Source organism: Shewanella hafniensis, assembly GCF_019655335.1.
In the GTDB taxonomy this organism is placed as follows: Bacteria; Pseudomonadota; Gammaproteobacteria; order Enterobacterales; family Shewanellaceae; genus Shewanella; species Shewanella hafniensis.
In genome coordinates this window covers 47520-72104 of record NZ_BPFD01000014.1, presented here as the reverse complement: position 1 = coordinate 72104, position 24585 = coordinate 47520, and the positions used below count along the sequence as shown (strand labels likewise).

General features: G+C 46.0%; 20 protein-coding genes and 1 other RNA gene. 10 read left to right on the top strand and 11 right to left on the bottom strand.

The window, feature by feature from the left end; all coding sequences use genetic code 11:
* Positions 1-233: 233 nt before the first annotated feature.
* The 3 genes from K5Q99_RS06595 to K5Q99_RS06585 all read right to left on the bottom strand — a co-directional run bounded on the left by K5Q99_RS06595 (position 234) and on the right by K5Q99_RS06585 (position 7259).
* Positions 234-2957 carry a TonB-dependent receptor plug domain-containing protein gene (locus K5Q99_RS06595; RefSeq protein ID WP_220776402.1) on the bottom strand — a complete coding sequence of 908 codons (2724 nt, stop codon included), beginning with the start codon at positions 2955-2957 and terminating at the stop codon, positions 234-236.
* A 446-nt stretch (positions 2958-3403) separates the two neighbouring features.
* Positions 3404-4606: a porin gene (locus K5Q99_RS06590; RefSeq protein WP_220776401.1), complete on the bottom strand. Its 1203-nt coding sequence runs from the start codon at positions 4604-4606 to the stop codon at positions 3404-3406.
* 223 nt (positions 4607-4829) lie between these two features.
* On the bottom strand, positions 4830-7259 hold the full coding sequence (locus tag K5Q99_RS06585; RefSeq protein WP_220776400.1) for a DNA polymerase II: 2430 nt from the start codon (positions 7257-7259) through the stop codon (positions 4830-4832).
* A 120-nt stretch (positions 7260-7379) separates the two neighbouring features.
* On the opposite strand from K5Q99_RS06585, the gene dinG reads away from it, so the two are divergent.
* Genes dinG through K5Q99_RS06555 form a run of 6 tightly spaced genes read left to right on the top strand, consistent with a single transcriptional unit; the run spans position 7380 to position 12856 of the window.
* Positions 7380-9452 (top strand): ATP-dependent DNA helicase DinG, encoded by a 2073-nt coding sequence (gene dinG, locus K5Q99_RS06580; RefSeq protein ID WP_220776399.1) that lies wholly within the window; start codon positions 7380-7382, stop codon positions 9450-9452.
* A 9-nt stretch (positions 9453-9461) separates the two neighbouring features.
* Positions 9462-10235 (top strand): sulfite exporter TauE/SafE family protein, encoded by a 774-nt coding sequence (locus tag K5Q99_RS06575; RefSeq protein ID WP_106650157.1) that lies wholly within the window; start codon positions 9462-9464, stop codon positions 10233-10235.
* The gene (locus K5Q99_RS06570) at positions 10226-10894 is read left to right on the top strand and encodes a primosomal replication protein (RefSeq protein ID WP_283107623.1); all 669 of its coding nucleotides are present in this window, start codon (positions 10226-10228) and stop codon (positions 10892-10894) included. Before K5Q99_RS06575 ends, K5Q99_RS06570 begins: the two co-directional genes overlap by 10 nt.
* 10 nt (positions 10895-10904) lie before the next feature.
* The gene (locus tag K5Q99_RS06565; protein ID WP_220776398.1) at positions 10905-11594 is read left to right on the top strand and encodes a DUF2057 domain-containing protein; all 690 of its coding nucleotides are present in this window, start codon (positions 10905-10907) and stop codon (positions 11592-11594) included.
* Between the two features lie 29 nt (positions 11595-11623).
* Positions 11624-12532 carry a histone deacetylase family protein gene (locus K5Q99_RS06560; protein ID WP_198555427.1) on the top strand — a complete coding sequence of 303 codons (909 nt, stop codon included), beginning with the start codon at positions 11624-11626 and terminating at the stop codon, positions 12530-12532.
* A gap of 33 nt (positions 12533-12565) precedes the next feature.
* Positions 12566-12856, top strand: coding sequence for a late competence development ComFB family protein (locus K5Q99_RS06555; protein WP_028760452.1), 291 nt, complete (start codon positions 12566-12568; stop codon positions 12854-12856).
* 227 nt (positions 12857-13083) lie between these two features.
* Here the strand turns inward: K5Q99_RS06555 and ffs are convergent.
* The 8 genes from ffs to pspA all read right to left on the bottom strand — a co-directional run bounded on the left by ffs (position 13084) and on the right by pspA (position 19713).
* Positions 13084-13181, bottom strand: an RNA gene (ffs, locus tag K5Q99_RS06550) — signal recognition particle sRNA small type.
* 294 nt (positions 13182-13475) lie between these two features.
* Positions 13476-13844, bottom strand: a complete 369-nt coding sequence (locus K5Q99_RS06545; protein ID WP_220776397.1) for a ComEA family DNA-binding protein — start codon at positions 13842-13844, stop codon at positions 13476-13478.
* A 227-nt stretch (positions 13845-14071) separates the two neighbouring features.
* Positions 14072-15265 (bottom strand): methionine gamma-lyase, encoded by a 1194-nt coding sequence (megL, locus tag K5Q99_RS06540; protein ID WP_220776396.1) that lies wholly within the window; start codon positions 15263-15265, stop codon positions 14072-14074.
* Between the two features lie 343 nt (positions 15266-15608).
* Positions 15609-16829: a TIGR01620 family protein gene (locus tag K5Q99_RS06535; protein WP_220776395.1), complete on the bottom strand. Its 1221-nt coding sequence runs from the start codon at positions 16827-16829 to the stop codon at positions 15609-15611.
* The gene (locus K5Q99_RS06530; RefSeq protein WP_220776394.1) at positions 16826-18286 is read right to left on the bottom strand and encodes a YcjX family GTP-binding protein; all 1461 of its coding nucleotides are present in this window, start codon (positions 18284-18286) and stop codon (positions 16826-16828) included. The genes K5Q99_RS06535 and K5Q99_RS06530 overlap by 4 nt, the downstream gene beginning before the upstream one ends.
* 113 nt (positions 18287-18399) lie before the next feature.
* Positions 18400-18786, bottom strand: coding sequence for an envelope stress response membrane protein PspC (gene pspC, locus K5Q99_RS06525; protein WP_006081139.1), 387 nt, complete (start codon positions 18784-18786; stop codon positions 18400-18402).
* Entirely contained in the window at positions 18773-19012 is a 240-nt protein-coding gene (pspB, locus tag K5Q99_RS06520) for an envelope stress response membrane protein PspB (protein ID WP_006081138.1), read from the bottom strand. Before pspB ends, pspC begins: the two co-directional genes overlap by 14 nt.
* Positions 19013-19029: 17 nt before the next feature.
* Positions 19030-19713 (bottom strand): phage shock protein PspA, encoded by a 684-nt coding sequence (gene pspA, locus K5Q99_RS06515; RefSeq protein WP_220592584.1) that lies wholly within the window; start codon positions 19711-19713, stop codon positions 19030-19032.
* A 177-nt stretch (positions 19714-19890) separates the two neighbouring features.
* On the opposite strand from pspA, the gene pspF reads away from it, so the two are divergent.
* From pspF to K5Q99_RS06495, 4 genes are all read left to right on the top strand, one after another.
* Positions 19891-20982: a phage shock protein operon transcriptional activator gene (gene pspF, locus K5Q99_RS06510; protein ID WP_106650150.1), complete on the top strand. Its 1092-nt coding sequence runs from the start codon at positions 19891-19893 to the stop codon at positions 20980-20982.
* Between the two features lie 69 nt (positions 20983-21051).
* Positions 21052-22677, top strand: coding sequence for an ABC transporter substrate-binding protein SapA (sapA, locus tag K5Q99_RS06505; protein ID WP_220776393.1), 1626 nt, complete (start codon positions 21052-21054; stop codon positions 22675-22677).
* Complete coding sequence (locus K5Q99_RS06500) at positions 22677-23708, top strand: ABC transporter permease (protein ID WP_106650148.1); 1032 nt, start codon at positions 22677-22679, stop codon at positions 23706-23708. Before sapA ends, K5Q99_RS06500 begins: the two co-directional genes overlap by 1 nt.
* Positions 23695-24585, top strand: coding sequence for an ABC transporter permease subunit (locus K5Q99_RS06495; protein ID WP_006081133.1), 891 nt, complete (start codon positions 23695-23697; stop codon positions 24583-24585). The genes K5Q99_RS06500 and K5Q99_RS06495 overlap by 14 nt, the downstream gene beginning before the upstream one ends.

The window sequence follows — 24585 nt, the reverse complement described above, 5'->3', positions numbered from 1 at the left end:
ATTGAATTTGCTCAGAATAGAATTAACTATCGACCCAAAAAGTGTTTGAAGTTTAAGCAGCCTGCGGTGGTGTTTCACCAGTTAGCTGCTTAATTGTCGAGTGTCGCACTTCGGTGTTGAATTCGGGCAAATTGTTCCTTTAACGATACGGATCGCATCTTATTATTTCCCTACTCAACTTATAAAAAAGCCAGCCCTAAGGCTGGCTTTTTACGCGAACTAATTCAACTTAATTAGAACTTCACGTTCACTTTAGCATACCAGTACTGACCAGCAGTATCATATGACACAGGAATAGTGTTCATATCTTGGTTGTTAGTGATGTATGGAGGCTCTTCATCAAACAAGTTACGAATACCGACAGTTAACGCTGTATTGTCAAATACATAGTATGTACCTTGAACATCGTGGTACCAGATCGAATCTGCAACGTTGTCTAGGTTATCTTCACTTGCATACAAATCTTCGCCTTCAGACTGGAAGCGTGACTGCCAGCTAACAGACCAGTTATCCATAGAATAAGAGAAGTTCAAGTTTGTTCGTAACTTAGAGAATACAGCTAGGGTAGTTTCCCACTGATCCGCCGCTACTTTACCTGCTGCTTCAATTTTGTCTGCGCCATCAAAAGGCACGTAGTCATACTGGTCTAAATAAGTCCCGTTTAATGTTGCAGCAAAATTACCACTACCTATTTCGGTCTTATACGTAAAGTCAAAGTCATAACCAGAAGTTTCAAATGTCGATAAGTTAGCGTTGGTTAACAGAACACCTGCAACTGTACCAAGTGCAGAGCGATATGGTGAAGTTGCATGTGGCGCATCGCCAGTTAAACCTGGACCTTGAACGAATTGACATAATGGACTAGAGAAATTCTCTGAGCTCCAACAGCCATTAATCACGTTGTCTGTACCAGCTGTCCCGATACCATTGGTAATTTCGATATTGAAATAATCAACACTCATTGTGATGCCGATATCATGACTGTATACAAAACCAGCTGTGAAACTCTCAGATTCTTCAGGTTTTAAATCTGGGTTACCACCGACAACCGTACTCGATTGATTTGATGACAAATTAAAGTTACCAGGTAAACCTTCTGCAGCACAGTTTGCTTTAACAGTTGCCGATTGAGCACCGGTACCATAGGCTTTACATGGTTCAGTGTAGGCTAAGTTAGTTTCAGCTTGCGGAGCAAAAAGCTCACTGATACCAGGTGCACGGAAACCATCAGCGATAGTTGTACGGACTAATAAGCCCTCAAGTGGCACCCACTCTAAACCAAACTTAGTATTAGTAGAACTGTCATCTAAGAAATCGAAGTCAGAGTAACGAACCGCAGCGGTTGCACGTAAAGACTCAGCAAACGGTAAGCCTTCTAAAATTGGTAAATCAATTTCGGTGTAAAGTTCGTCTACCGAGTATTCACCAGATGTTGGCTCACCAGCCACTGAATAGATTTGACCAATTGACGCGGCGCCATCTGGTGTATTTGAATATTCTTCCCAACGTTTTTCGAAGCCCGCAGCGAACATTACTTCACCACCTGGTAATTCAAACCCTAGACCACCCGATATGTTACCTTGTAGTTGGCGAGTTTCACCCGTAACCACTGGTGAGTTTGGCACTAACATGTAAGACAACATTTCAGGAGTGAGGGTATTTTCTTCTAATATGTTCCAAACTTCCGGACAATCAGAATCAGCCGCACACAGATCAGGATCTAGCAGAGTATCAACACGAGTCGGGTTAACACGACCAGTATCTAAACGTGTATCTACATAACGAGCGAAGTTATAGGATAAATCCCAATCATAATTCCCTAACGACCCTTCGAAACCAAACACCATACGATAATCAGAGAAGTCTTGTGAGAAACCACGCCCACCCGTTTCAGACAAACGACGAACCACATAAATATCTTCACCAGCTACGTTATATGGGTTAGATGCAGGCATCAATGGTCCCCAAAATGTACCTTCAGGCGCCATCAACTGATCTGACTGACGGTTAGTGAAACCACCTTCAATAAATGTTGATAAAGTATCAGTGATCTCATATCGCCCCGCCGCATTAACGCTAAACACTTCCTGTGGGGTGACCATATAACTAGCAGGAGAGAAGTTATATGCATCTTTTGTAGGATCAAACAAACGAACTTGGCCTGTCGTTTTATCTTTTACATAACCATCAGCTGTTGGCGTTCCATCTGCATAGAAGAACTGTCCTTGTGGAATTGTGCCAGAACCACCACAATATTTACCATCAGCATTTTCAGAAATAGGACACGCAGAAAAATCACGATCTCCCTGTCCAATAGCTTTTCGATCTGTATATTGCAGAGATAAAACTACATTACCGCGCTCAGATGAAGTTCCTGTTGTTAATGATAGTAATGTTTTATCACCATCACCTTCACCTGTAATGTCATACTGAACATTAAATTCAGCACCTTCAAAATCTTTCTTAGTAATAAAGTTGATCACACCTGCGATGGCATCAGAACCATAAACAGTTGATGCACCATCACGAAGAACTTCAATTCGTTCTACATATGCTGTAGGTATAGAGTTCAAATCACCAGAAGCAAATCTTCGTCCATTAATTAAAACTAATGTACGACCGGAACCTAATCCTCGCAATGAAGCTGTTGCATAACCACGACTACCATTATTTACAGAAGAACCTTCAGCACCTCCGTTAATTGCGGGTATATTTTGCACAAAATCTTCTAATGTCACAGCACCAGAAGCAGCAATATCCTCTGAAGAGAACACAGAAATAGGGCTAGCAGTTTCTAAATCAGTACGCTTAATACGCGAACCAGTTACTTCGATACGCTCAACTTTTGCTGCAGGCTCTTCAGCAGCGAAAGCTACTGGAGCACTCAATGTAGCGGCTGCCACACCGCCGATCAATGCGCAACGCACTGAGCTAGCTAAAAAATTGTTCTTATACATTGTCTATCTCCCTGGATAAATCGTGTTTTTCTTATATTCTGCATCTACATCTATATGTAGATAGCGTAAATTGCTCTATCGCAACCTGAGTTGCAACCATGTCAATATCGAGAGCAATAAAATCACATTTGAAACACTTAATCAACAACTCATCCATAAATAATACACTCGTACCATTTTAGGATGCCTCGTGTGATGGTTATTTGTACATAAGTCGTTTTAGGGAATGAGATAGCTTAAAATTACAGCATAATTGCATGAGCTCGATTCGGCTGGCAGGAGAGACTAAGACTTAAATCGTCGGAGATGCTATTACTGAGTTTAATCGCGTTATGAATGCAAAAAGCCCGAAACTTTATGCTTCGGGCTTTAATATCATGCTGACAAGCACCACAATCCTAAACAATAGCCTTGCTGCCTATGGTTAGAATATGCGCGAATCCGGTTTACAGAGTGTAACGGATACCGATTGCGATACCGTCATCTTCAGAAAGCGACATTCTGGTTTCATGTTCTCCAGAAAAATCACTGTAATCTTTACGTGCTTCTACGTACAGCACCGTGTTTGGGTCCCATACAAAATGCAAACCAACCACGACAAACTGACGTTTGAACTCATCGTTAGGATCGGCATTAAAGTTAGGTTGAATGACGTAGTCTTTACCGGCATCAAGCACGTTGTAAGAAATGAATGGGCGTAGGCCATTGTCAAACTTGTATGAAACTAAACTTTCAATACCATAGGCATCTTTGATCAAACGACCAATATTATCAGTGTCATGGTTTTCTTGTCTGTTAAAGTTCGCTGCGGCATATAAACCATCGTTATCGAAGTTACCCCAAGTGATACCTGCACCGTAGATAAGATCAACCGCTGTGGTTTGTTCGCCGTTACCAAAACTCACATCAAACTCACCACGGTTAACACCCGCAGTTAGAGTCAACATATCAGTGGCTTTATAGGTCAGTGCGCCACCATAAGTATAATTGTATTCTACTTGTTGAGCTGCTTTATCACCGCTTTCCCAGTTCGCTTGACACTGAGCTTGTGAAATATCATCCGTTGTATCACAGGTATAGAAGCTGCTGTTTTTTAACTGCGCTTGAACTGCGAAGCTAACATCGCCAAAGGCATTGCGATACTGGACCGTTTTATCACCACGACCCACGCCGTTTACCGCGCCGTCATCTTTGTTATAAGTGTAAACACCTGCAGTGTTGCCGTCCCACACAAAACCGTAGTTAGTGTTGTAAACGACATCGTACCAAGCGCCCCACTGCTTACCGATAGTCAGTGTTCCATAAGTGTCGTGGGACAGACCTGCGTAACCTAAACGGTTATAGAAGAACTCTTCTTGAACAGATTCGAAGCGATTGTTATAGACAATATCGCTATTACCAACTGGATTCACACCCCATTCCAATTTAGCAAAGGCTTTCCAACCGTCAGTCAACTCACGATTAAAACCAAAATTAATGCGAGATGCGCCGTTAACAACCTCTGTTTCCCCTTGAGTGTTGATCACGCGTGCATCAATAAAACCACCGATTTCTACGGCATTTTTATTATCTTTATAGATCTCGATAGCTGAGACTGATGGTACTAAAAACGTGGCTGCAAGCGCAGTTGCTACTAACGTCTTGTTCATTTGGTGCTTAACCTTTTTTTGTTTATGTTTTGCCAACGTCATTCCGTTGTTATATTTCCTTACAATTTCCACTTAAAGGGTAGCAAATTTTCAATATCCCCTCAAAGCGAAACCTAAAGAATATGTCGATTAACATCACAAAAACAAACCAGTTAACCTCTATAAAACAGGTTAAAACGCTACACTCGCCACTTATAGCAACACATGAAGAACATTAAAAACACTATATTAACAGCAACTGCTTTGACGTAATATCCATGTAGTTTAGTTTCATTATCGAAAATACCGGCTCTGCAATAGGGCCAATTTGCTTATCAATGTAGTATTGGTAATCAATTGGTGACGTTCTGTACAGTAAGGGTTCCGGTCCATTTACAGTAATCAGGTAATCAATTTGCGCTCCACGCTTGCCAAAAGTGTTGTCACCTGTTATGCCACATAGTTGCTGGGCGACTTTAACATGTGGTGAAGATTTAGCCGTGTAATCTTCGATATTGCGCCGCATGCGTTTACGAAATACCAAATCATTATCCAACTGACCATCAAGCAATTTTTCAAACACGCTGGCTAAATAAACACTGATATCCCTTTGGTTAAACATTCGCTCATAGAGTGACTCTTGGACTTTGCGCGCTAAGGGACTCCAATCACTGCGCACTTGTTCCATACCTTTAAAGATAAGCTCAAGTTCATCGCTCGCATTGCGCCACGCGCCAACATAACGCTTTTTACTGCCTTCTAATGAGCCTCTTAAGGTTGGCATAAAGAACTGCTCGTAATGCCGTTCAAACTGTAACTCGAGAAAACTCTCAACTTGGTGATCAGCACAGATCTTAGACTGCCACTTAGCATTGATATCCTGCGCCAGAATGTTACCCAAGGCGTTAATGTCTGAGAGATCAGGCTCGCTGCCAAGCCAGACAAAGGTCGAATCCGTATCGCCATAAATCACTTGATAGCCCATCTCTTCTATCCATGCGCGGGTTTGTTTCATGATTTGATGGCCACGCATAGTGATCGAACTTGCTAACTTTGCATCATGGAACACGCAGCCTTGAGAACCTAAAACCCCATACAGCGAGTTCATGATAATTTTTATCGCTTGGGATAACGGCGCATTATGTTCACGCTTGGCCTGTTCTCGCTGCTCAGATAAGGTTTGGATAAGCTTAGGTAAAATAGGCTGTTGCCGACTGAAACGGCCGCCGAGAAACCCCGCAACACAGTCAGACTCCGGCAACTGCAAGCCTTCAATCAATCCCTTAGGATCGATCAAAAAGGTGCGAATAATGGAGGGATACAGACTTTTAAAATCGAACACTAAGATGTGTTTATACAGACCCGGCACAGAATCCATCACGTAGCCGCCAGGACTTTCAATGCCATCACTGGCAGGCTCTGCTGGAGCGACATAACCCGCTCGATGTAAATGCGGTAAATACAAATGATTAAACGCCGCCACCGAAGCCCCTACTCGCCCAAGTTCTAAACCTGTCAGCTCTGCACGCGCGAGGGCAAAATCCCACAATTGAGTGTGAGTAAAAATATCCCATACTAGGCGGCTATCGGTAAGATTGTAATGCGCTAAGGCTTGTTTATCGGTCTTAAACAGCTGGTCAATTTCTTCAACGCGATTATCGACGTTATGAATGGCCTTGCCTTCACCTAATAATTGCCGCGACACAAATTCAAGCGAGAAACGCTCAAAGTGATAAAAAGCCGCCTTAAGCCAATCGATACCATCGAGTACCACACGGCCCGGTAAGACTAAGGTTTCTGGGCGAAATTTATTATCAACCTTCCAATCGAGCTTAGCGCCACCGCGGCCAATGGTGAGTGGAATACGGTGTAATAATGCACGGCGTGACAATAGCGCGAGATCGAAGCTCACCACTGACCAACCGATAATAAAATCAGGATCAAACTCATGGAACCACGCGATTAATCGATGAATAAGTGCAGCTTCATCGACCACCCATTCAATATACTCGGGGGCGTTTGATTCAGCTTCGCCCACCATAATCACTTTTTCATAAGTCTGCTTGAGGCTGCCTTGCCCCTCGGCTTGGCTACTGTCTTGACCATATAGCGCCACCGAATAGAGTAAGCCCTCAAAGCTGCATTCAAAATCCAGTGAGATACAGCGTAAATTCACCGCCGTTAAAGGGGCAATACTCTTTGCCCGCTCGGCGATAAACACCGGCAACGAGTTAGCCTTAAGACTGTCGCTAGTCGGCGCAGAGAAATGCCCTAAAAATGCCACATCCAGCGCCACAAACCGCTCGATTAAATAACGCTGTTCGGGCCGAATATCCGCTTCAAATAAGGGAATGTCGGCATCTTTTGCGATGCGCTGTAAGGTACGTAAGCTGTTGCTCGATTTAGCATAAACTCCACTGACGGAGCCGCCTTTAAAGCTTTTGAGTGCTAATGGCACAAACCGCAATGCTTGACCCGGCGTTTGTAACTGTAGAGCCGCCACATCCGTTTGATGACAAAAACAAATGTGTTCGGTGCCTTGCACTTCCACCAGCACAGGGCCTTGGGCGGTCGCCAGATAATACTGCAACACTAAACTCCCATGACGATGAATCGCATGGCGTGTTAAGACTCGACCTTGTACACTAACGGCCGTTGTTGCCTTAGGCTTCATCGCATGGGTTCCCAAATCGTATAGCTACTCAATTTAAATGCCGCCAAATGGCAGAAAAGTTTCTTAGGCTATGCAATCACTGTTATTATGTACAGCATTAATTCGATAAAGTAGTGACGCATGTTACCTGACAATGTAAAAACCCAGATCCGCGCCATCTATAAGGATATCGCTACCGCCTTGCCTCATTTTAGGCCGCGCCGCGAACAAAACTATATGGTGGCGGAAATCTCTAAGACCCTCGCCGGCGACTATGACAAAGATAGACGCATCATAGTGGTCGAAGCAGGCACTGGTATCGGTAAATCATTGTCTTATATTCTCGGTACCATTCCACTGGCATTAGCGAGCAAGAAAAAAGTCTGTATCGCCACCGCGACCGTCGCCCTGCAAGAACAATTACTGCATAAAGACTTGCCCTTCTTCCTTGAGCAATCCGGCTTAAATTTCCGCTTTGGCCTAGTCAAAGGTCGACAACGTTATGTATGTCTATCGAAACTGGCGATGCTCATCGGTGACGACAACAGTACACAAATGGCCATGTGGCAAACTAAGCCTGACAATAGCCAAGTGGCTATGATGCATGGCCTGTTAAAAGACTATAACGAAGGTCGCTGGAACGGTGAAATCGATACCTTAGCCGTACCGCTGCCCGATCACCTGTGGCAACAAATCGCCTGCGACAAACACAGCTGTCATCGTCAAGTCGCCAGCCACAGAAATTGCCCGTTCCATAAAGCCCGTGAAGATGTCGATACCTGGGATGTACTCATTGCCAACCACAGCTTGTTATTCGCCGACTTAGAGCTCGGTGGCGGCGTGATATTGCCCGATCCAGAAGACGTGTTTTATGTTATCGACGAGGCACATCACTTACCGATTGTGGCGCGGGATTTCTCCAGTGCACAGGCCACGCTGAGGGGCGCATGCGACTGGCTCGAAAAAATTGGTAAAACCTGCGCCAAGTTACAAAACCAAATAAAGAGCAACAATATCATCGCCCCCGCGCAGGCAATGCAAGATCATTTAGGCGATCTTATCAGTCAGCTCAATCAAGTGGCCCACTACTGCGATACCCAAACTAAGCACTTTGCCAATCCTGAAAACCGTCTGCGTTTTGAGCACGGCAAACTGCCGGACTCATTACTCATTCTGGCTGAAAACCTTGCTGTGACCGCTAATCTTGCCCTCAAACAGTTTAATAAAATGCTGTCACTGTTGGCCGAGGCGATTAAAGATGGCGACATTCCTAAACATCAATCCGAAGCACTGTTAGCCGAAACCGGATTTATGCTGCAAAGGCTCGAAAATCTACAAAAATTGTGGAAGATGATGGCCAAGGAAGATAAACATAAAGGTGCCCCTATGGCGCGCTGGGTTGAGCTCATTACAGGAAAACAAGTGGATTATCTGTTTAGCGCCTCGCCTATCGAAGTTGGCTTTATGCTGGAATCTATGCTGTGGCAAAAAGCCGCGGGCGTAGTCTTATGCAGCGCCACGCTGCGCGCACTCAATAACTTCGACCATTTTGTGCATCAAGTCGGGTTATCACTCAACGATGGCAGCCGTTATTTAGCCTTACAATCGCCCTTCGATTATCCCAATAACGCCACGCTTTATTTACCCAAAATGCGTACCGAGCCGACGGACGATGCCTATACGGCAGAACTTGCCGAGCAAATCATTACTCTGATTGAAGGCGAAATGGCCACCTTAGTGTTATTCGCATCCTACTGGCAGATGGAAAAAGTAGTTGAATTACTTGAGGGTAAACTCACCACTGAGCTACTTATTCAAGGCAATGCGCCACGGCAGCAGTTGCTCGAAAATCATAAAGCTAAGTGCGATAAAGGTGAACCGAGCATATTATTCGGCACCGGTAGTTTCTCCGAAGGCCTCGACTTACCCGGCGATTATCTGACGAACTTGATCGTCACTAAACTGCCCTTTGCGGTGCCAACCTCGCCAGTTGAACAAGCCCATGCGGAATATGTCAAAGTCAAAGGCGGCAATCCCTTCTTGCAACTGACTATCCCAGATGCTTCACGTAAGCTTATTCAGAGTTGTGGTAGATTACTGCGTAAAGAACAAGATTATGGCCGAGTCACCATTTTAGATAGGCGGTTAGTCACTAAACGCTATGGCAAGTCCTTGTTGGACGCCTTACCGCCCTTTAGACGTGTCATAGAGTAGGATTAAAATTTGGAATTGTTACTCGAGCCCAGTCATTGGGCCCTGTTGGCAGTTATAGGTCTTATCGCTGGATTCATCGATGCCGTCGTAGGCGGCGGTGGCCTTTTGTCGATCCCCGCACTGTTAACCTTAGGCATTGCACCGCACACAGTACTAGGCACCAATAAATTAGCCGCCAGTTTTGGCTCTTCAATGGCGGCGTGGACCTATTATCGCCAGCACCTCTTTAAACCCTCGTTTTGGTACATGGCTTTTATTGCCACCTTTATTGGCGCAGTCTTGGGCAGTTTTTTAGTCTATTTAGTCGATACCCAATGGCTCGAAAAAGTCCTGCCCTTGCTGATCATTGGCATTGCCATATACAGTTTAGTCAGCCCCAATGCGATATCGGACGTTAACTGCCAAGCCCCAAGCAGCAAACCACCTGCCAAGCAACAATGGCTACAGGGACTCGCTTTAGGCACTTATGATGGTTTTGCCGGCCCAGGCATAGGCGCATTTTGGACTGTCACATCCGGCTCTTTATACAAGCTGCCTCTACTACACAGTTGCGGCCTTGCCCGTGCAATGACCTTTACCAGCAACTTGACCGCATTGACTATCTTTGGCTGGCTTGGACAGGTAGAGTGGCAAATAGGTTTGTGGATGGGATTGTGCATGATGTTAGGCTCATTTATCGGCGCCCGCTGCGCGATTAAATTTGGCATGCCCTTTATTCGTCCACTGTTTATTTTGATCGTGCTAATGATTGCAGCGAATTTGGCATGGAGCGCATGGTTGTGAACACCCAACAATTACTGGTGATGCTGAAAAATCAGCTCAAAGCGCTAGAGCAAGAAGTACTGCAGCACGATAATCGACTCGCGCCGCCGCAGCGCAAACTCCTGCAAGAAACGGAGCGCTTTAATCACTCGCTGTTTGTCCAACACGGCGCCCAACTCGGCCCCTGTATTGAACAAATTCGTAGCAGCATTATACAGCTCGAAAAACAAATTAAGCTCAAACTCGCCCCCCAGACGATTGCCCTCAGCTGCGAGCGGATCCAAGACAGATTCACCGCCGTCAAACGGGCCTTGCTAACGACTTCTATCGACATTAAGTCTAAAACTCAACAGCGCGCCAGTAGTCGCGCCCGTTTTGCCGAGCGTCAGAATCAGTCTCACCAAGCCAGCGGTTTCGATTGGATCGCCAATAACGTGATGCAAAATAGTCACGAGATCTATGAAGAATTGAACAAACACCTGAATTGGGCGAAAAAATTTGAACAAAAAATTGAAGAAATGGAATCAAAACTTGAAAACTGTCATAGTGCTGACAAAATAAAATTGCAAAATGACATCCTTTTGATGCATCGTCGTCTAGGAAAATGCAGGCAAGCTATTAGTTATATAGAAGATCGCATTCAAATATTCGAACGTCCGTATCAGAGTAATAATCGTTAAGGAGTAACAATTGAAATCACTTTTGCCAATCAGCAGCCTGCTAGTATTACTCGGTTCTGCTTCAGCCTTCGCCGCAGATCTCAACATTCCGATGTCTTTTGAGTACCTTGCACTCGATGGTAAAAAAGTCGAGTCCAGCGTATTCAACCATAAAAGCAGCTTAGAATTGACACCTGGCACGCATAAAATCGCCATTCGTTACCATGAGATGGTAGAAGACGATTTTAGCGATAGCCAAACCTTTGTTAAATCAGCCCCTTTCATCGTGACCTTAGACGTTGATGGCGACTATCAATATTACCTCCAAGCCGCCGAAGGCAAAGTCGTCAAAAAGCCAAAAGTTTACGCGCAAAACCCACAAATCAAATTGACCCGTAGCGACAAAGGCAACGTCAATTTCCAAGTGGTGAATACCAATTTAGAAGAAGAAAGCTTTGTCTCTCGCCTTTTCAGTGGTAATCAAGCTGTTGACGTATCGGGAACTGCCGCAGCCGCAACCGGTGCTGCAGGCGCAGTAGTAGCCGTTGCACCAGCACCCGTAGCGACATCGGCGACCGTTAGCGCGACGTCACTCACTGCCCCCGTAGACACCTCTAAAGCGACAGCCGCTAATCCACAACAAATGTTGCAATACTGGTGGCTACAAGCGGATGAGAAAACGCGTAAAGAATTTATGAGCTGGGCAATTTCACAGCTGTAACGACTTGAGATAACGAGGTTTAGTCAATATTGACTCTGATCCCACTGGTTTATCACGCCAGCTATTCCAAGCTGGCGCTTCCTCCTCACCACAGATTCCCTACAACCAAATACGCGCATTTACGGCAGTACTTACTCGATAATCAGCTGGCCACACCAGCCCAGTTTCATACGCCAACGGCCATGACAGCACAAGATGTAATGCAAGTGCATCAACGCGAGTACGTAGAGCAGTTTATCGCGGGCACTTTGCCAACTGCAGCGCTTAGACGGATTGGTTTTCCGTGGAGTGACGCCTTAGTCGAGCGCACCTTGCATTCTGTAGCTGGCACCACACTCACTGCTTCATTAGCCATAAATCAAGGTATTGCCCTGCACCTAACGGGTGGCTATCATCACGCCCATTACGATTTTGGCAGCGGCTATTGTATTTTCAACGACCTTATCCTCGCGGCAAAGAATGCTATCGCGAGCCAACAAGTACACAAGGTACTGATATTTGATTGCGATGTGCATCAAGGTGATGGCAGTGCAACCCTCAGCCAGCGACATCAAGGCATAATCAGTTGCTCAATTCACTGCAAAGAGAACTTCCCAAGTCGTAAGCAGCATTCCCACCATGATATTGAGCTGACCAAAGGCAGCGATGACAATCTGTATCTCGAAACCGTGGAGCAAACACTCGCCTTACTCATCCGCATCCACCAGCCAGATCTCATTCTTTATGATGCAGGGGTCGATATCCATCAAAATGATGATCTCGGCTTGCTTAATATCAGTCAAGAAGGGCTATTCAGACGGGATTTAACTGTGTTATCAATGGCAAAATCGGAAAATATTCCAATTGCAGCCGTGATAGGCGGCGGCTACAGCAGAGACGCACTACAATTAAGCCAAAGACACAGCCAACTTTTTATTGCGGCAAACCATTTGTGGTAGCAAACTCAATGAAAACCGTCATGGAGCATAACGATGCAACTCGAAATCCGTAATTACTACGAAGTTCTTTTAATGGAAATATTGTCAGATGAAGGACTTATGGACGAGCTTCCTGAAGACTATCTCGCCGACTTATGTTGTGTGACCTTAAATCAACTGCCTGTGCGCTACATACGCCACCTCGTCGATACCTACTTCTTTGAAGACTATAACGAGTTGCAGGAATTAAAGCGTGAGATCCAAACCGCACTCGAAAAGTCCCGCGCCTTCCTTAAACAAAATCTGCAAAAAAGATTACAGGAAGAAGCCGAAGCCAATCGTTAATCTCGAAAAAGACTGACTGATAAGAGTATTTTAGCCAGTGCAGTGGCAGGAAAGAGACAAACAATGGATTATCGTATTGCGTAAAATATTCACGCTAGAAAGGATCAACGGCAGAAAACAGAAATAGTCAGTTCGTTAGGATGTTGAATTAAACAAATTGATTAGATATAGAAACTGAATAAATAAGTTAAAGGGATAAAACAGAGGGGATAATCGAATTGGAGGTTCCCCTAGAGCCGACACCCCGGCACACGAGTCGCTTGCTGCGGTTGCTCCCTTCCGGGCCTGGCCGAGTTCACAAGTTATCATTGCGGGGGGACCCTAGGGTCACCATAACTTCGAGCATTACTTTGAAAGAGATAAACCAAAGTGCTTGCTTGAACGCCGAGGATTATCCCCCATGCCCTCTAAGGGATCAAGCGCTAATCGACAAGATCTGTTAATATCCCGCCTAACTGCACAATCTATAAGCAAGTGAAGTGAATGAAATGATAAAAGCCTGCAAATGCAGACTTTTATAGACATTTCCCTGAGTTTCACTGTGTCAAACTTGGCATAAAGAAAATTCAACAAGAGTAAAACTCAATACATAATGCAGCTCAATCATCGCCAGAGATAATTACAACTGAATCAAATGACGATTCTGCTCAATCAACTTAGCCCCAACACCAGAGACATTGGCTAAATCATCGATTGCATTGAACTTACCATTTTTGGTTCGGTAATCGACAATCGCTTGCGCCTTAGCGGCACCAATCCCTTTTAGCACTTGTAACTGCTCGGCTGAAGCCGTATTGATGTTGACTTGAGCAGCATCTGGCATGGCTTTCTTCGCATCCGATGCCATATCGCTCGCCTCAGTTTTGGCCTGAGTCTGCATTTTAGCGGCGGCTTTAGTCGGGATGTCTGCGGCGATTGCTGGCGTTGCCAAAAAAGCCGTTAATGCCATGGCACTCATAATCGCAGGTATACATTTGGTGATGTTCATAACTCTTCCTCTATTCCATGAATTGCGGCCTCTCTTCCTACTTCCGTGGCCTCAAATCAAAAATAGTCCATGCTGTTATGAAATACCAAATCGGCGCCACAAATATTCACCCTAGCTAAACTTCGCCTGTTAAGCCGATGAACCTAGACCTAACCATAGAAAAAGGGATGCTAAATCGCATCCCTTTTATCATTCAAATAGTTGGTGGTTTAAATTAGTGACACTCGTTAAGCTAAACGCGCGAGTGCTTGATTCAAGTCGGCGATAATGTCGTCACAATCTTCTAAGCCAATAGAAATTCGCAGCAGATTATCACCAATGCCAGCCGCCGCTCTCGCCTCTGGCGTATAGGGAGAGTGCGTCATCGACGCTGGATGTTGAATGAGGGATTCTGCATCGCCTAGGCTCACCGCAATAGAGAACAAGCTTAAATGCCCCACAAAGGCCATAGCCTCCTCTAAATTTGCCGCCAGTTCAAACGCGATCACCCCACCAGCACGTTTCATCTGCTGACCAATGAATTTATGCCCTTGATGAGAGGCAAGTCCGGGATAATACACGCGGTTAATACTGGGATGTTCGGCTAAAAATTCGGCCACGCGCTGGGCACTATCGCAATGGCGCTGTAAGCGCACATCTAAGGTTTTAAGGCCACGCAAGATCAGCCAAGCATCGTGTGGCGATATCACAGCGCCAATATCTTTTAAGATTTCATACTTCACTTTATAGAGCTGCTCTTCACTGCCACACACTATCCCCGCAATCACATCACCATGACCATTGAGATATTTAGTCGCACTGTGGATCACCAAGTCGATACCAAAATCCAGCGGCCGCTGTAGTAATGGAGTCATAAAGGTATTATCGACAATACTGACCAACTGGTGGCGTTTAGCAATAGTCGCAATTGCCGCTAAATCAAATACCTGTAAATGGGGATTCACTGGGGTTTCACAGAAAATGACCTTAGTATTGGATTGAATCGCCGCTTCTATTTCTGCTTCCGATGAAAAGTCCACTAGGGATACTTCAATACCAAAGCGAGCGAACTGAGTCGTCATTAGCGCATAAGTACAGCCGTATACGGCATTAGATGCCACTAAGTGATCGCCCATCTGCAAGTTAGCCAGTAATGCGGCGGATACTGCGCCCATACCAGATGCGGTTGCAGCGGCGGCTTCTGCCCCTTCTAAAATCGCCATTTTACGTTCAAGCTCGGCGGTTGTCGGATTCCCTAAGCGCGTGTAAATATACCCCGGCTCATTACCCGCAAATCGCTCACCGCCTTGCTGTGCAGACTCAAACACAAAAGTTGCACTTTGATATAGCGGCGTCACTAAGGCGCCAAAGGCCTCACGCTCATGGCCGCCATGAATAACCTGTGTTGCCGCTTTCCACATCTTGCCTGACTCATCTTGCATACCTAGCTCCTTGTAATTGGCCTTGAGCGGTTCCCGTTCTTGATTGATTATTGGTATGGAACACTCAATGCCCGCATTATGGACAATCCAATAGATAAGTTAATGAAACATTAGCCCTATCGAATAAGCCCTACCATAACGCGGCCAAGCACTTAAGCCAGTAGTGTGGTGAAAATAGCAGCGCGCCAAGTGTAATTAACTTGTTACATAGCACTTTTCAGCCGCACTTGGTCATACTCGGTACCTGCAAAAAATCATAAAAAAATGCGCTAAGGAACAAGTCAATTAGCGCATCTACTTTCGGCCGATTTAAATCGGTTAATTATTTGATATTAAATAATATCTACTCTTTAGATTTATCTTTAGCTGACAGAGGTACTTTGTCATCAACATCGGCGAACTGGCCTTTTAATGCGTCGCGGCCTTCCTTGGTAAACAGCTTGCCTGAAAACTGCTTCAGTTCGATCAACAATTCCTGATGCACTTTAGACAATTTAGGCCTTTGCTCTTCCCTAAACACAATCGGCCGACACAGCGCCATGGCTTGATATCCAAGGCGCGCAGTTAGCATGCCGCCCCCTAAACCTTGCGCCAAGCGAGCAGACAATTTACCTGTCATTTCAACCGATAACAGCTGTGTTCCTAAATCAGTAACTAACTCACTGGTGCCCGCATAAATAATATTGATGATGATACTGCGGATAAGTTTAATCCGGCTCCAATAACCCAGTTCAATGCCATAACAGCGGGCGACATCACGCAGCATACGTTGATTACGCCAAAGGATGATTGCCATATCGAGCACAGCTAACGGACTGGCCGCCAGTAACACTGCCGACTCAGCCGCATAACGTCGCACGACTTTTTTGGCCAGTTCATCCCGCTCCGTCAGCACTAAGTCCTCAAATAACAAGACTTTCTCGGCATCATTATGTTCATCTTTTAATGAACTGCGAAGTTGCTGCAAACCTTGGCTGTCGCCATAGTGGCACACTATGTTATCGATAAAACTATCTGCCTCACCCATTTGCATGCTCTGCGCAAGCCTAGCGCCTGTTTCTTGGGTATCGGCAACCTGTTTGAGTCGCTTCAGTTTGCGGTACTCACTAAACGCCCCCGCCAATGCCCACGCACTGACGACCCCAAGCACCACACCATAAAAACTGAACAACCAAGGGCTCTCAAGCCAAGCATCCCTCAATCCTAATCCCGTTTGAACCACTACGAGCAGCAATAAACTCGTTACCGCCAGACGAGCGAGCCAAGACCAACGGCGTGATTTTACAAGTTGAGGCGATACCGATTTAGCATCGATCATTTTAGGATGGGATGACAGCGTTTCATCCATCAATTCCTCAATATCGGCAGCCACTTCTTGCACTGGTGTATGCGGATCAAAAGCTTTCGCCCCTTTGAGGTCCTCTTTACTGGGTTTAAGCGCCACGACTTGTGGGTCAAACAGCTGCTGCTTTTTCAGCGGCTTATTTTCAACTGAGTGTGCAAATGAGTTCGCAGAAGAATTAGAAGCCTGCTCATTAGCGTTATCCGATAGCTTTAGCGTCATTCCAACTTATCTCCCAGTAAGTACTGCAGCATATGATCGAGACGAATATGGTCAAAGTGCACTTGAGATGGGTCAACATTGACATTGCTCGGCGGTGCAAAACCGACAAAGTTAAACCCTTGGTCACGCCAAAAATCAGGCTCAGGTAAGCGAGTGGGCACTTCGCCTGGAAACAAGGTCAGGGCTTTACCATTGAGTCCCGTCCCCTGCACGACTTCGACCTCACCCTCCTGGGTCGTTACCATGCCATGGCGAGTCGCCTTGATGGCGCTAATCGCCATCGTCTCCACTTTACAACCATCGAAACTGGCAAAATGCTGGCTGTGTTTCAACATATCTGTCAGCAGGGACAAAACATGGCTCTGCTGATCACGAGTCACATGGTCAACCTTGCTCGCGGCAAACAATAAACGGTCGATGCGGGGAGCAAATAAACGCCGTAAATAACTCGATTGGCCAAACTGAAAGCTTTCCATAATGGCATTGAGCGCCGCGCCCATATCCTCAAATTGCTTTTTACCACGATTCAACGCACTAAAGCAGTCAACTAACACGAGTTGCCGATCAAAACCGGCAAAGTGATTTTTATAGAAAGGCTTAACCACTTTAGCCACGTATTCTTGATAACGTTTTTCAAGTACATGGAATCCACTGTGTTTATCGCTTTGCGAAAGCGCTGCGAACTTTTCATCATTAACCAATAACAGGGGGAAAAAAGCCAATAAGGGAGCGCCCTGCCATTCACCCGGCAATAACATGCGTCCAGGCTGCGCTTGGTAATAACCTTGCACGTGCACTAAATCATTGAGTAATAACTGATATTGATCGGCAATCCGCTTTAATTGCTGCTCATCGGCGCTGGCGGCTAAATCCAATGACATCAATGATTGTTCAAACTCAGCATACAAGGGTGAGCTTTTAAGATTCTCGATGCGAACTTGTTGAGCACGGCACCAAGTAACGAAGTCTTGGCGCAGCATAGGTAAATCGAGTAGCCATTCGCCAGGATAATCAACTATGTCCAAATACAGTGTGGCGGTATCAGAAAACTTGGCCAATAAGCCCTTTTGCGGTCGATATTTAATTGCCAAACGTAATTCAGAAATAGTGCGAGTGGAGGCAGGCCATGTAGCAGGATCAGAAGTGAGCGCTAACATGGCGCCTTGATAATCAAAACTGGCGATTTCCAGATCCGGTTGCATGGCACGCTTAACCCCGAGCAAACGCTGATCGCGGCTCACCTGCCACAGTGGCAAAGCGCTGTTGTTGCGGGCGTGGGGTAAGGTTGAGACTGGTCCAGAATTAAGTAACTGATTGACTAACCCTGTGATAAACGCGGTTTTTCCCGCACCAGAAAGCCCAGTCACGGCCAAACGTAAATGCCGGTCCGCGGTACGATGTAACAGGGATTGGCCCTTTTGGGTTAATTTATGGAGCGAGGCATCAAGCATTCCCATAGAGACTTCCCTTATGTCGAATGATGTTAACTTATGTCAAGTGATGTTGACTATACACTGGAGTGAAACAGAGATTAAGCAACAAGGGCGGACATGGCCGCCCTTTAGAAGGGTTACAAACTATTGATTTGTCTTTTTAAATCAAAGTTGTCAGAGGTGACGTGACGTTCTAAATTTTGTAGCCTAACTTCCAGACTTCGAAATTGACGACTCACGTCGCTCAGCGCTTGCTTTGCGGGTTCTCCCGACTGCCACGGCTTCTTCTTCACCTCGATATCGTCTCTATCGTAATGCTTTTGCGGCTTGATGTCTAAAATCACCCATAAAGCGACATAGATGATAAACACAACACCTGAGCCGCCGAGTAAGAAGATAGACACCGCCAGTACTCGCACTAACCAAGTTTCAATCGCAAAGTACTCGGCAATCCCTGCACATACACCCGCTATTTTGCCTGACTGGGGAATGCGGTACAAAGTACGGCCATTAGATCCTCTCATGTTTCCCCCTCCATTCGGGCGATTCTGTATCCAGAATGGCCTCTAAGGTCTCGATACGCGCCGCCATTTTATCGGCCTTGGATATCAAGTCATTGAGTTGTGAAAACTCTTCCTCAGTGAGTCCCTGGCTCACTTGTCGCTTACTGCGATAATGAAGAACTAACCATATTGGCGCGACTATCACCATGAAAATAATAATCGGCGCCATCAGTACGTCCATATCCATAACTCACCTCTGAATTGTTATTCTTTTGACTTAGTTGGCGCTTTAGCTTTTACCTTGGCTTTTAGCGCTGCCAGCTCTGCATTCACAGAATCTTCCGCTTCTAGCGCCGCAAACTCATCGGCTAAGGTCTTTTTGCTGCCAAGATCGTAAGATTCAACTTGGGCTTCTAAGCCTTCGACACGGCGCTCATATTGCTCAAACTTAAGCATAGCGTTGTCGATCTTGCTTGAATCTAACTGCTTTTTCACTTCTAAGCGTGATGACGCGGTTTGAGTGCGCAGAATAATGGTCTTTTGGCGCGCTTTTGCATCGAGCAGCTTTTCCTGCAACATGCCCACTTCATCTTTCAAGCGTGCGATATGTTCATCGATAACGGCTAATTCTTGATTCAGCGTGTCTGCTAAACCGGTCGCTTTTTGTTTTTCAACTAAAGCGGCTTTCGCTAAGTCTTCACGGTCTTTGGACAGTGCCAGTTCAGCCTTATCTTGCCAATCTTGCACTTGCTCTAACACGCGGTTGATACGGCGTTGCAGCTCTTTCTTTTCAGCTAACACTTTAGCTGAGGTAGAACGCACTTCAACGAGTGTGTCTTCCATTTCTTGGATAATCAGTCGAACCATTTTTTCTGGGTCTTCGGCTTTATCCAGCAATGCGCTGATATTAGAGTTAATGATATCGGCGAAACGAGAGAAAATTCCCATAATCCTATCCTCAAATTGATGTTGGTCTCGTATAAGGTAATACACTAACCGTGCCAACTTTTGCTTCTCATTTAAATACAATGACTTAAACAAAATTTTAACTTTTACTTCCTTTTACACTTCAAGCCACTTATTATCATTTTCACCAAATTTTAGCGCGAAAGACTAAAAAATATCGTGGATAATAAATTTCAGCAAGACAACCTTATCGGTCAATCCAACGCCCTACTCGAAGTGTTAGAACATGTGTCGCAAATTGCGCCTCTGTCTAAACCCGTACTGATTATTGGTGAACGTGGCACAGGTAAAGAGCTAATTGCCGAACGCTTACATTATCTGTCTAAGCGCTGGGATCAAAGTTTTATTAAGCTAAACTGTTCATCTTTGAGTGAAAATTTACTCGAGAGCGAATTGTTTGGCCATGAGTCAGGTGCCTTTACTGGTGCTAAAGGTAAACACGAAGGTCGCTTTGAGCGCGCCGACGGCGGCACCTTATTCCTCGACGAATTAGCCAATACCTCAGGACTTATCCAAGAAAAACTCCTGCGCGTCATTGAATATGGCGAATTTGAACGAGTCGGCGGCAGTAAAACCGTGCAAAGTGATGTTCGTTTAATCTGCGCCGCCAACGAAGATTTACCTTCGCTTGCGGAGGCAGGCGAATTTCGTGCCGACTTACTCGATAGGCTTGCCTTCGATGTAATTACGCTGCCGCCGCTGCGTTGCCGCCCAGAAGATATTATGACACTGGCGGAATACTTCGCCGTTGGCATGGCGCGCCAATTAAAGCTGCAGCTATTCAGCGGATTCAGCGCCCATGCGGTCGAGCAATTAATGACCCACGACTGGCCGGGCAATATCCGTGAACTTAAAAACGTGGTCGAGCGCAGCGTTTACCGAAATGGTGGTGAAAATCGGCCCATCGACCATATCACCCTCGATCCCTTTGCTTCACCGTATCGGCCTAAAACGCGCATCAAGACCCGCGAACGTCAAATCAGCTCAGTCGCGCCAACAAGCGTTGTCGGTACGCCGCAATCTGCGCCGATACTTGAGGCTGAAGTCCCTGCCAATACTGAGTCTTCAGTGAATAGCTTTAATTTTCCGCTGGATTTTAAAGAGCAAACTGAGAAGTTTGAGATGGATCTTATCCAGCAAGCACTCTCAAGCAGCCAATACAACCAAAAGAAAACCGCCGACATGCTCGGATTAAGCTACCACCAACTGCGTGGCATCCTTAAAAAATACAATTTACTTGATAAAGCATAAGCAGATTGCCCATGGGGGAGATGCACTGCTAAAATAGCCGTTCATAGTCGATAAAATAATGATTTATAAATGAGTGTGCTAATTAGACGCCTGTGCCTAACAACTGCAGTTTCTTGCATGAGTTGGTTGTTGGTCGCGTGTGGCCCCCAACGACTCCCCTCCGGTTTGGTGTATTGCTCCGAAGGGAATCCTGAGTCTTTTAATCCACAATTGGTGACATCTGGCACGACAATCGATGCCACCTCGCACCAAATTTATAGTCGCTTAGTGGATTATGATACCCAGTCTGGCAAGCTTGTCCCTGCCTTGGCGACGAGTTGGGCCATGTCTGATGATGGCTTAAGCTATCGCTTCACCCTCAGGGAAAACGTGCAGTTCCAGCATTCGAAGCGGTTTACCCCAACACGCCCCTTTAATGCCGACGATGTGTTGTTCTCCTTTAAGCGTATTATCGATACCCATCATCCTTATCATTTTGTCTCCCGCACGGGTTATCCCTTCTTCCAAAGTATTGGCTTTTCTGAGCAGGTCAAAGGGATAGAAAAGATAAACGATCATGAAGTGGTCTTTTATTTGACCCGCAAAGACGCGTCTTTTCTGTCGAATTTAGCCACCGACTTTGCGGTGATCCTATCCGATGAGTATGCGCAGCAGCAGTTAGCATTGGGTCATCCTGAAAACGTCGACCACTTTGCCATAGGTACAGGGCCGTTCACTTTAGTTCAGTACGCGAAAAACGAATATATTCGCTATCACCGTCATCCTGACTTTTGGGGCGAACCCGCAAAAATTGATATGCTGGTATTTGATATCACGCCAAAAAGTACCGTAAGACTCGCGAAACTGATCGCAGGCGATTGCAGTGTGTCTGCGCTGCCCAAAGCGGGTGAGCTACCGGTCATCAAGCAACATGAAGAATTAAATATTGAGTCACAACCTGGACTCAACGTCGCATTTTGGGCCTTTAACACCCAGAAACCACCACTAGATGATGTCCGTGTTCGCCGCGCCCTCGCCTATGCGGTCGATAAACAAAATATCCTGCGGGCGGTTTATCAAAATACTGCCATTGAAGCCACGGGGGTTCTGCCGCCAGCATCTTGGGCCTATGCCAATAACAAAGGGCTTGTGGATTACAATCCGCAAAAAGCGCGCGACCTGTTAAAAGAAGCAGGCATTAAAAATCTCAGCATCGATATTTGGGCCATGCCAGTCGCCCGCGCCTATAATCCCAATGCATTAAAAACGGCCGAATTAATACAATCAGATCTGGCCAACGTAGGCGTAAAAGTGAACATCGTCAGTTACGACTGGAGCGTGTTTAGTCAGCGGCTCAGCCGCGACGACTATGATTCTGTGCTGATTGGCTGGAATGCCGACAACAGCGATCCCGATAACTTCTTTACTCCACTGCTAAGCTGCGCTGCGATGCAGTCGAACAACAATCGTTCGCGCTGGTGTAACCCTGAGTTTGATGCCATCTTAGATAGTGCAAGGGAAGTGTCAGATCAGGGCGAACGTAAAGTGATTTATCAGCAAGCAGAAGCCTTTTTGGCCGAACAAGTACCTATGTTGAGCCTAGCCCATGCCAAACGTGTGGCGTTAACTCGTAGTGATATCAAGGATATGCAACTCACGCCTTTTGGCGGTATTTCCTTCGCCCACACTAGCCAAGCACAAGAGGAGGCGAATTAATGTTTAAATACCTACTGCGCCGCCTCAATTTGTTTCTGGCCACTTCGTTAGTCATGGTAGGTGTCTTATTTTACGCCACCGGCTTATTTCCGGTGGATCGCACCCACGCACTCACTGGCATACATACACCGACGGCGAGTCAACTGGTTCAAATCGAGCAGGACTACAAATTAGATAAAAACCAAGCGTGGCAATTTATCGCTTACCTGCAACAAAGGCTTAGCGGTAATTTAGGTATTTCAGTCACGTCACATCAAGAAGTGGCCGAAGAACTCAGTGCCGTTCTGCCCGCCTCTTTTGAACTCGCTGTAATGGCAGCCATTATTGCAATTTGCTTTGGCGTTCCCTTAGGTGTGCTTGCCTCCCAGAGCCAACATAAACTCACCCAGAATACCATTATGGCGATCACGCTGACTGGCTACTCTGTGCCCGTATTCTGGTTAGGTCTGTATCTTTCACTCTGGTTTGGTGTCGATCTCGGTTGGTTACCGATTTCCGGACAAATCAATTTGTTATATGAAATCAAACCCGTCACTGGCTTTATGCTAGTAGATACCCTGTTATCAGAGTCTGAATACGGCATGTCGGCATTTAAAGATGCGCTGCTGCACATCATTTTGCCTGCCACGACACTCGCCGTGTTACCTTTTACTGTGGTGGTTCGCAGCACTCGTTCGGCGATGATGAATGTAATGAATCAAACTTTTATCCGCGCCGCCGAAGCCAGAGGCATGCATACAAGTACAATTATACTGCGCCATGCACTACCCAATGCCTTGATCCCTGTGCTTAAACATTTAGGACTGATGCTTGGCTCATTTGCCAGTTATGCCATAGTGGTCGAAATGATTTTCTCATGGCCTGGCGTGGGTTCTTGGCTGGTTTCAGGGATTTACCAACGGGACTACACTGTCATCCAAGGTGGTATTCTGGCCGTAGCCCTATTGATTATCTTCCTAAGTATCTTGATTGAAGTGCTGCACACAGTCTTTAATCCACTGAGCAGAAAAGACCTTTATGCCACCAGTTAAAATTTATCAAGAAGATCAAATTGCCTCCCCGACTATGCGGGTTTGGCTTAACTTTTCGGCTAATCCTTTCGCCTTAGCGGGTCTATGGACGATTGCTTTCCTGCTCTTACTAACGCTATTTGGCCCTATGATTGCGCCCTTCCCACCAGAGGCACAAGATCCCAGAGCCTTGTTATTACCCCCCTCATGGGACCCTTCTGGCACAGTGGCACACTTTTTAGGGACTGACGATTTAGGCCGCGATATCTTCAGCCGATTATTACACGGCGCGCACTTGACCTTTGGTATGGCGTTGCTCATTGTTGTCACCGCGTTATTCACAGGCTTTATTATAGGCTCACTGTCGGGCATGATGCGGGGGTTAAAATCCAGTATTCTCGGGCACTTACTCGATGCGCTGCTATCAATTCCTTCATTATTAATGGCCATTTTAGTGGTGGCTGTAATGGGGCCAGGGCTTGAAAATGTGTTCTGGGCCGTCGGGATAGCGTTAACCCCGCAATTTGTGCGCTCGATACACCAGTCAGTGCATGAAGAGTTACAAAAAGAATACGTCACAGCCGCGCGTTTAGATGGCGCGAACTCGATGCAAATTTTTTGGTATGTCATCATGCCAAACGTGTGGGAAGTGGTGATCATTCAAACCACACTTGCCATTTCGGCCGCCATTTTGGATATCGCCGCCCTCGGTTTTTTGAGCTTGGGCGCACAGGCACCGAGCCCAGAATGGGGCGCTATGGTCGCCCAAGGTATGGATAATTTATTAACGGCGCCTTGGGCTGTGACTATCCCGGGCTTAGCGATTCTTTTCAGTGTGCTTTCCATTAACTTGGTTGGCGATGGCTTACGGTCGGCGCTTGCGCCCATCAGAAACTAA

Excerpts from the sequence above, each read along its gene's own strand:
- pspA (WP_220592584.1), bottom strand. The coding sequence starts at position 19,713 with ATGGGAATTTTCTCTCGTTTCGCCGATATCATTAACTCTAATATCAGC.
- sapA (WP_220776393.1), top strand. The coding sequence starts at position 21,052 with ATGAGTGTGCTAATTAGACGCCTGTGCCTAACAACTGCAGTTTCTTGC.
- K5Q99_RS06545 (WP_220776397.1), bottom strand. The coding sequence starts at position 13,844 with ATGAACATCACCAAATGTATACCTGCGATTATGAGTGCCATGGCATTA.
- K5Q99_RS06530 (WP_220776394.1), bottom strand. The coding sequence starts at position 18,286 with ATGGGAATGCTTGATGCCTCGCTCCATAAATTAACCCAAAAGGGCCAA.
- K5Q99_RS06590 (WP_220776401.1), bottom strand. The coding sequence starts at position 4,606 with ATGAACAAGACGTTAGTAGCAACTGCGCTTGCAGCCACGTTTTTAGTA.
- dinG (WP_220776399.1), top strand. The coding sequence starts at position 7,380 with ATGTTACCTGACAATGTAAAAACCCAGATCCGCGCCATCTATAAGGAT.
- K5Q99_RS06585 (WP_220776400.1), bottom strand. The coding sequence starts at position 7,259 with ATGAAGCCTAAGGCAACAACGGCCGTTAGTGTACAAGGTCGAGTCTTA.
- K5Q99_RS06570 (WP_283107623.1), top strand. The coding sequence starts at position 10,226 with ATGGTTGTGAACACCCAACAATTACTGGTGATGCTGAAAAATCAGCTC.
- pspB (WP_006081138.1), bottom strand. The coding sequence starts at position 19,012 with ATGGATATGGACGTACTGATGGCGCCGATTATTATTTTCATGGTGATA.
- K5Q99_RS06555 (WP_028760452.1), top strand. The coding sequence starts at position 12,566 with ATGCAACTCGAAATCCGTAATTACTACGAAGTTCTTTTAATGGAAATA.
- megL (WP_220776396.1), bottom strand. The coding sequence starts at position 15,265 with ATGCAAGATGAGTCAGGCAAGATGTGGAAAGCGGCAACACAGGTTATT.
- K5Q99_RS06595 (WP_220776402.1), bottom strand. The coding sequence starts at position 2,957 with ATGTATAAGAACAATTTTTTAGCTAGCTCAGTGCGTTGCGCATTGATC.
- K5Q99_RS06495 (WP_006081133.1), top strand. The coding sequence starts at position 23,695 with ATGCCACCAGTTAAAATTTATCAAGAAGATCAAATTGCCTCCCCGACT.
- K5Q99_RS06500 (WP_106650148.1), top strand. The coding sequence starts at position 22,677 with ATGTTTAAATACCTACTGCGCCGCCTCAATTTGTTTCTGGCCACTTCG.
- K5Q99_RS06535 (WP_220776395.1), bottom strand. The coding sequence starts at position 16,829 with ATGACGCTAAAGCTATCGGATAACGCTAATGAGCAGGCTTCTAATTCT.
- pspC (WP_006081139.1), bottom strand. The coding sequence starts at position 18,786 with ATGAGAGGATCTAATGGCCGTACTTTGTACCGCATTCCCCAGTCAGGC.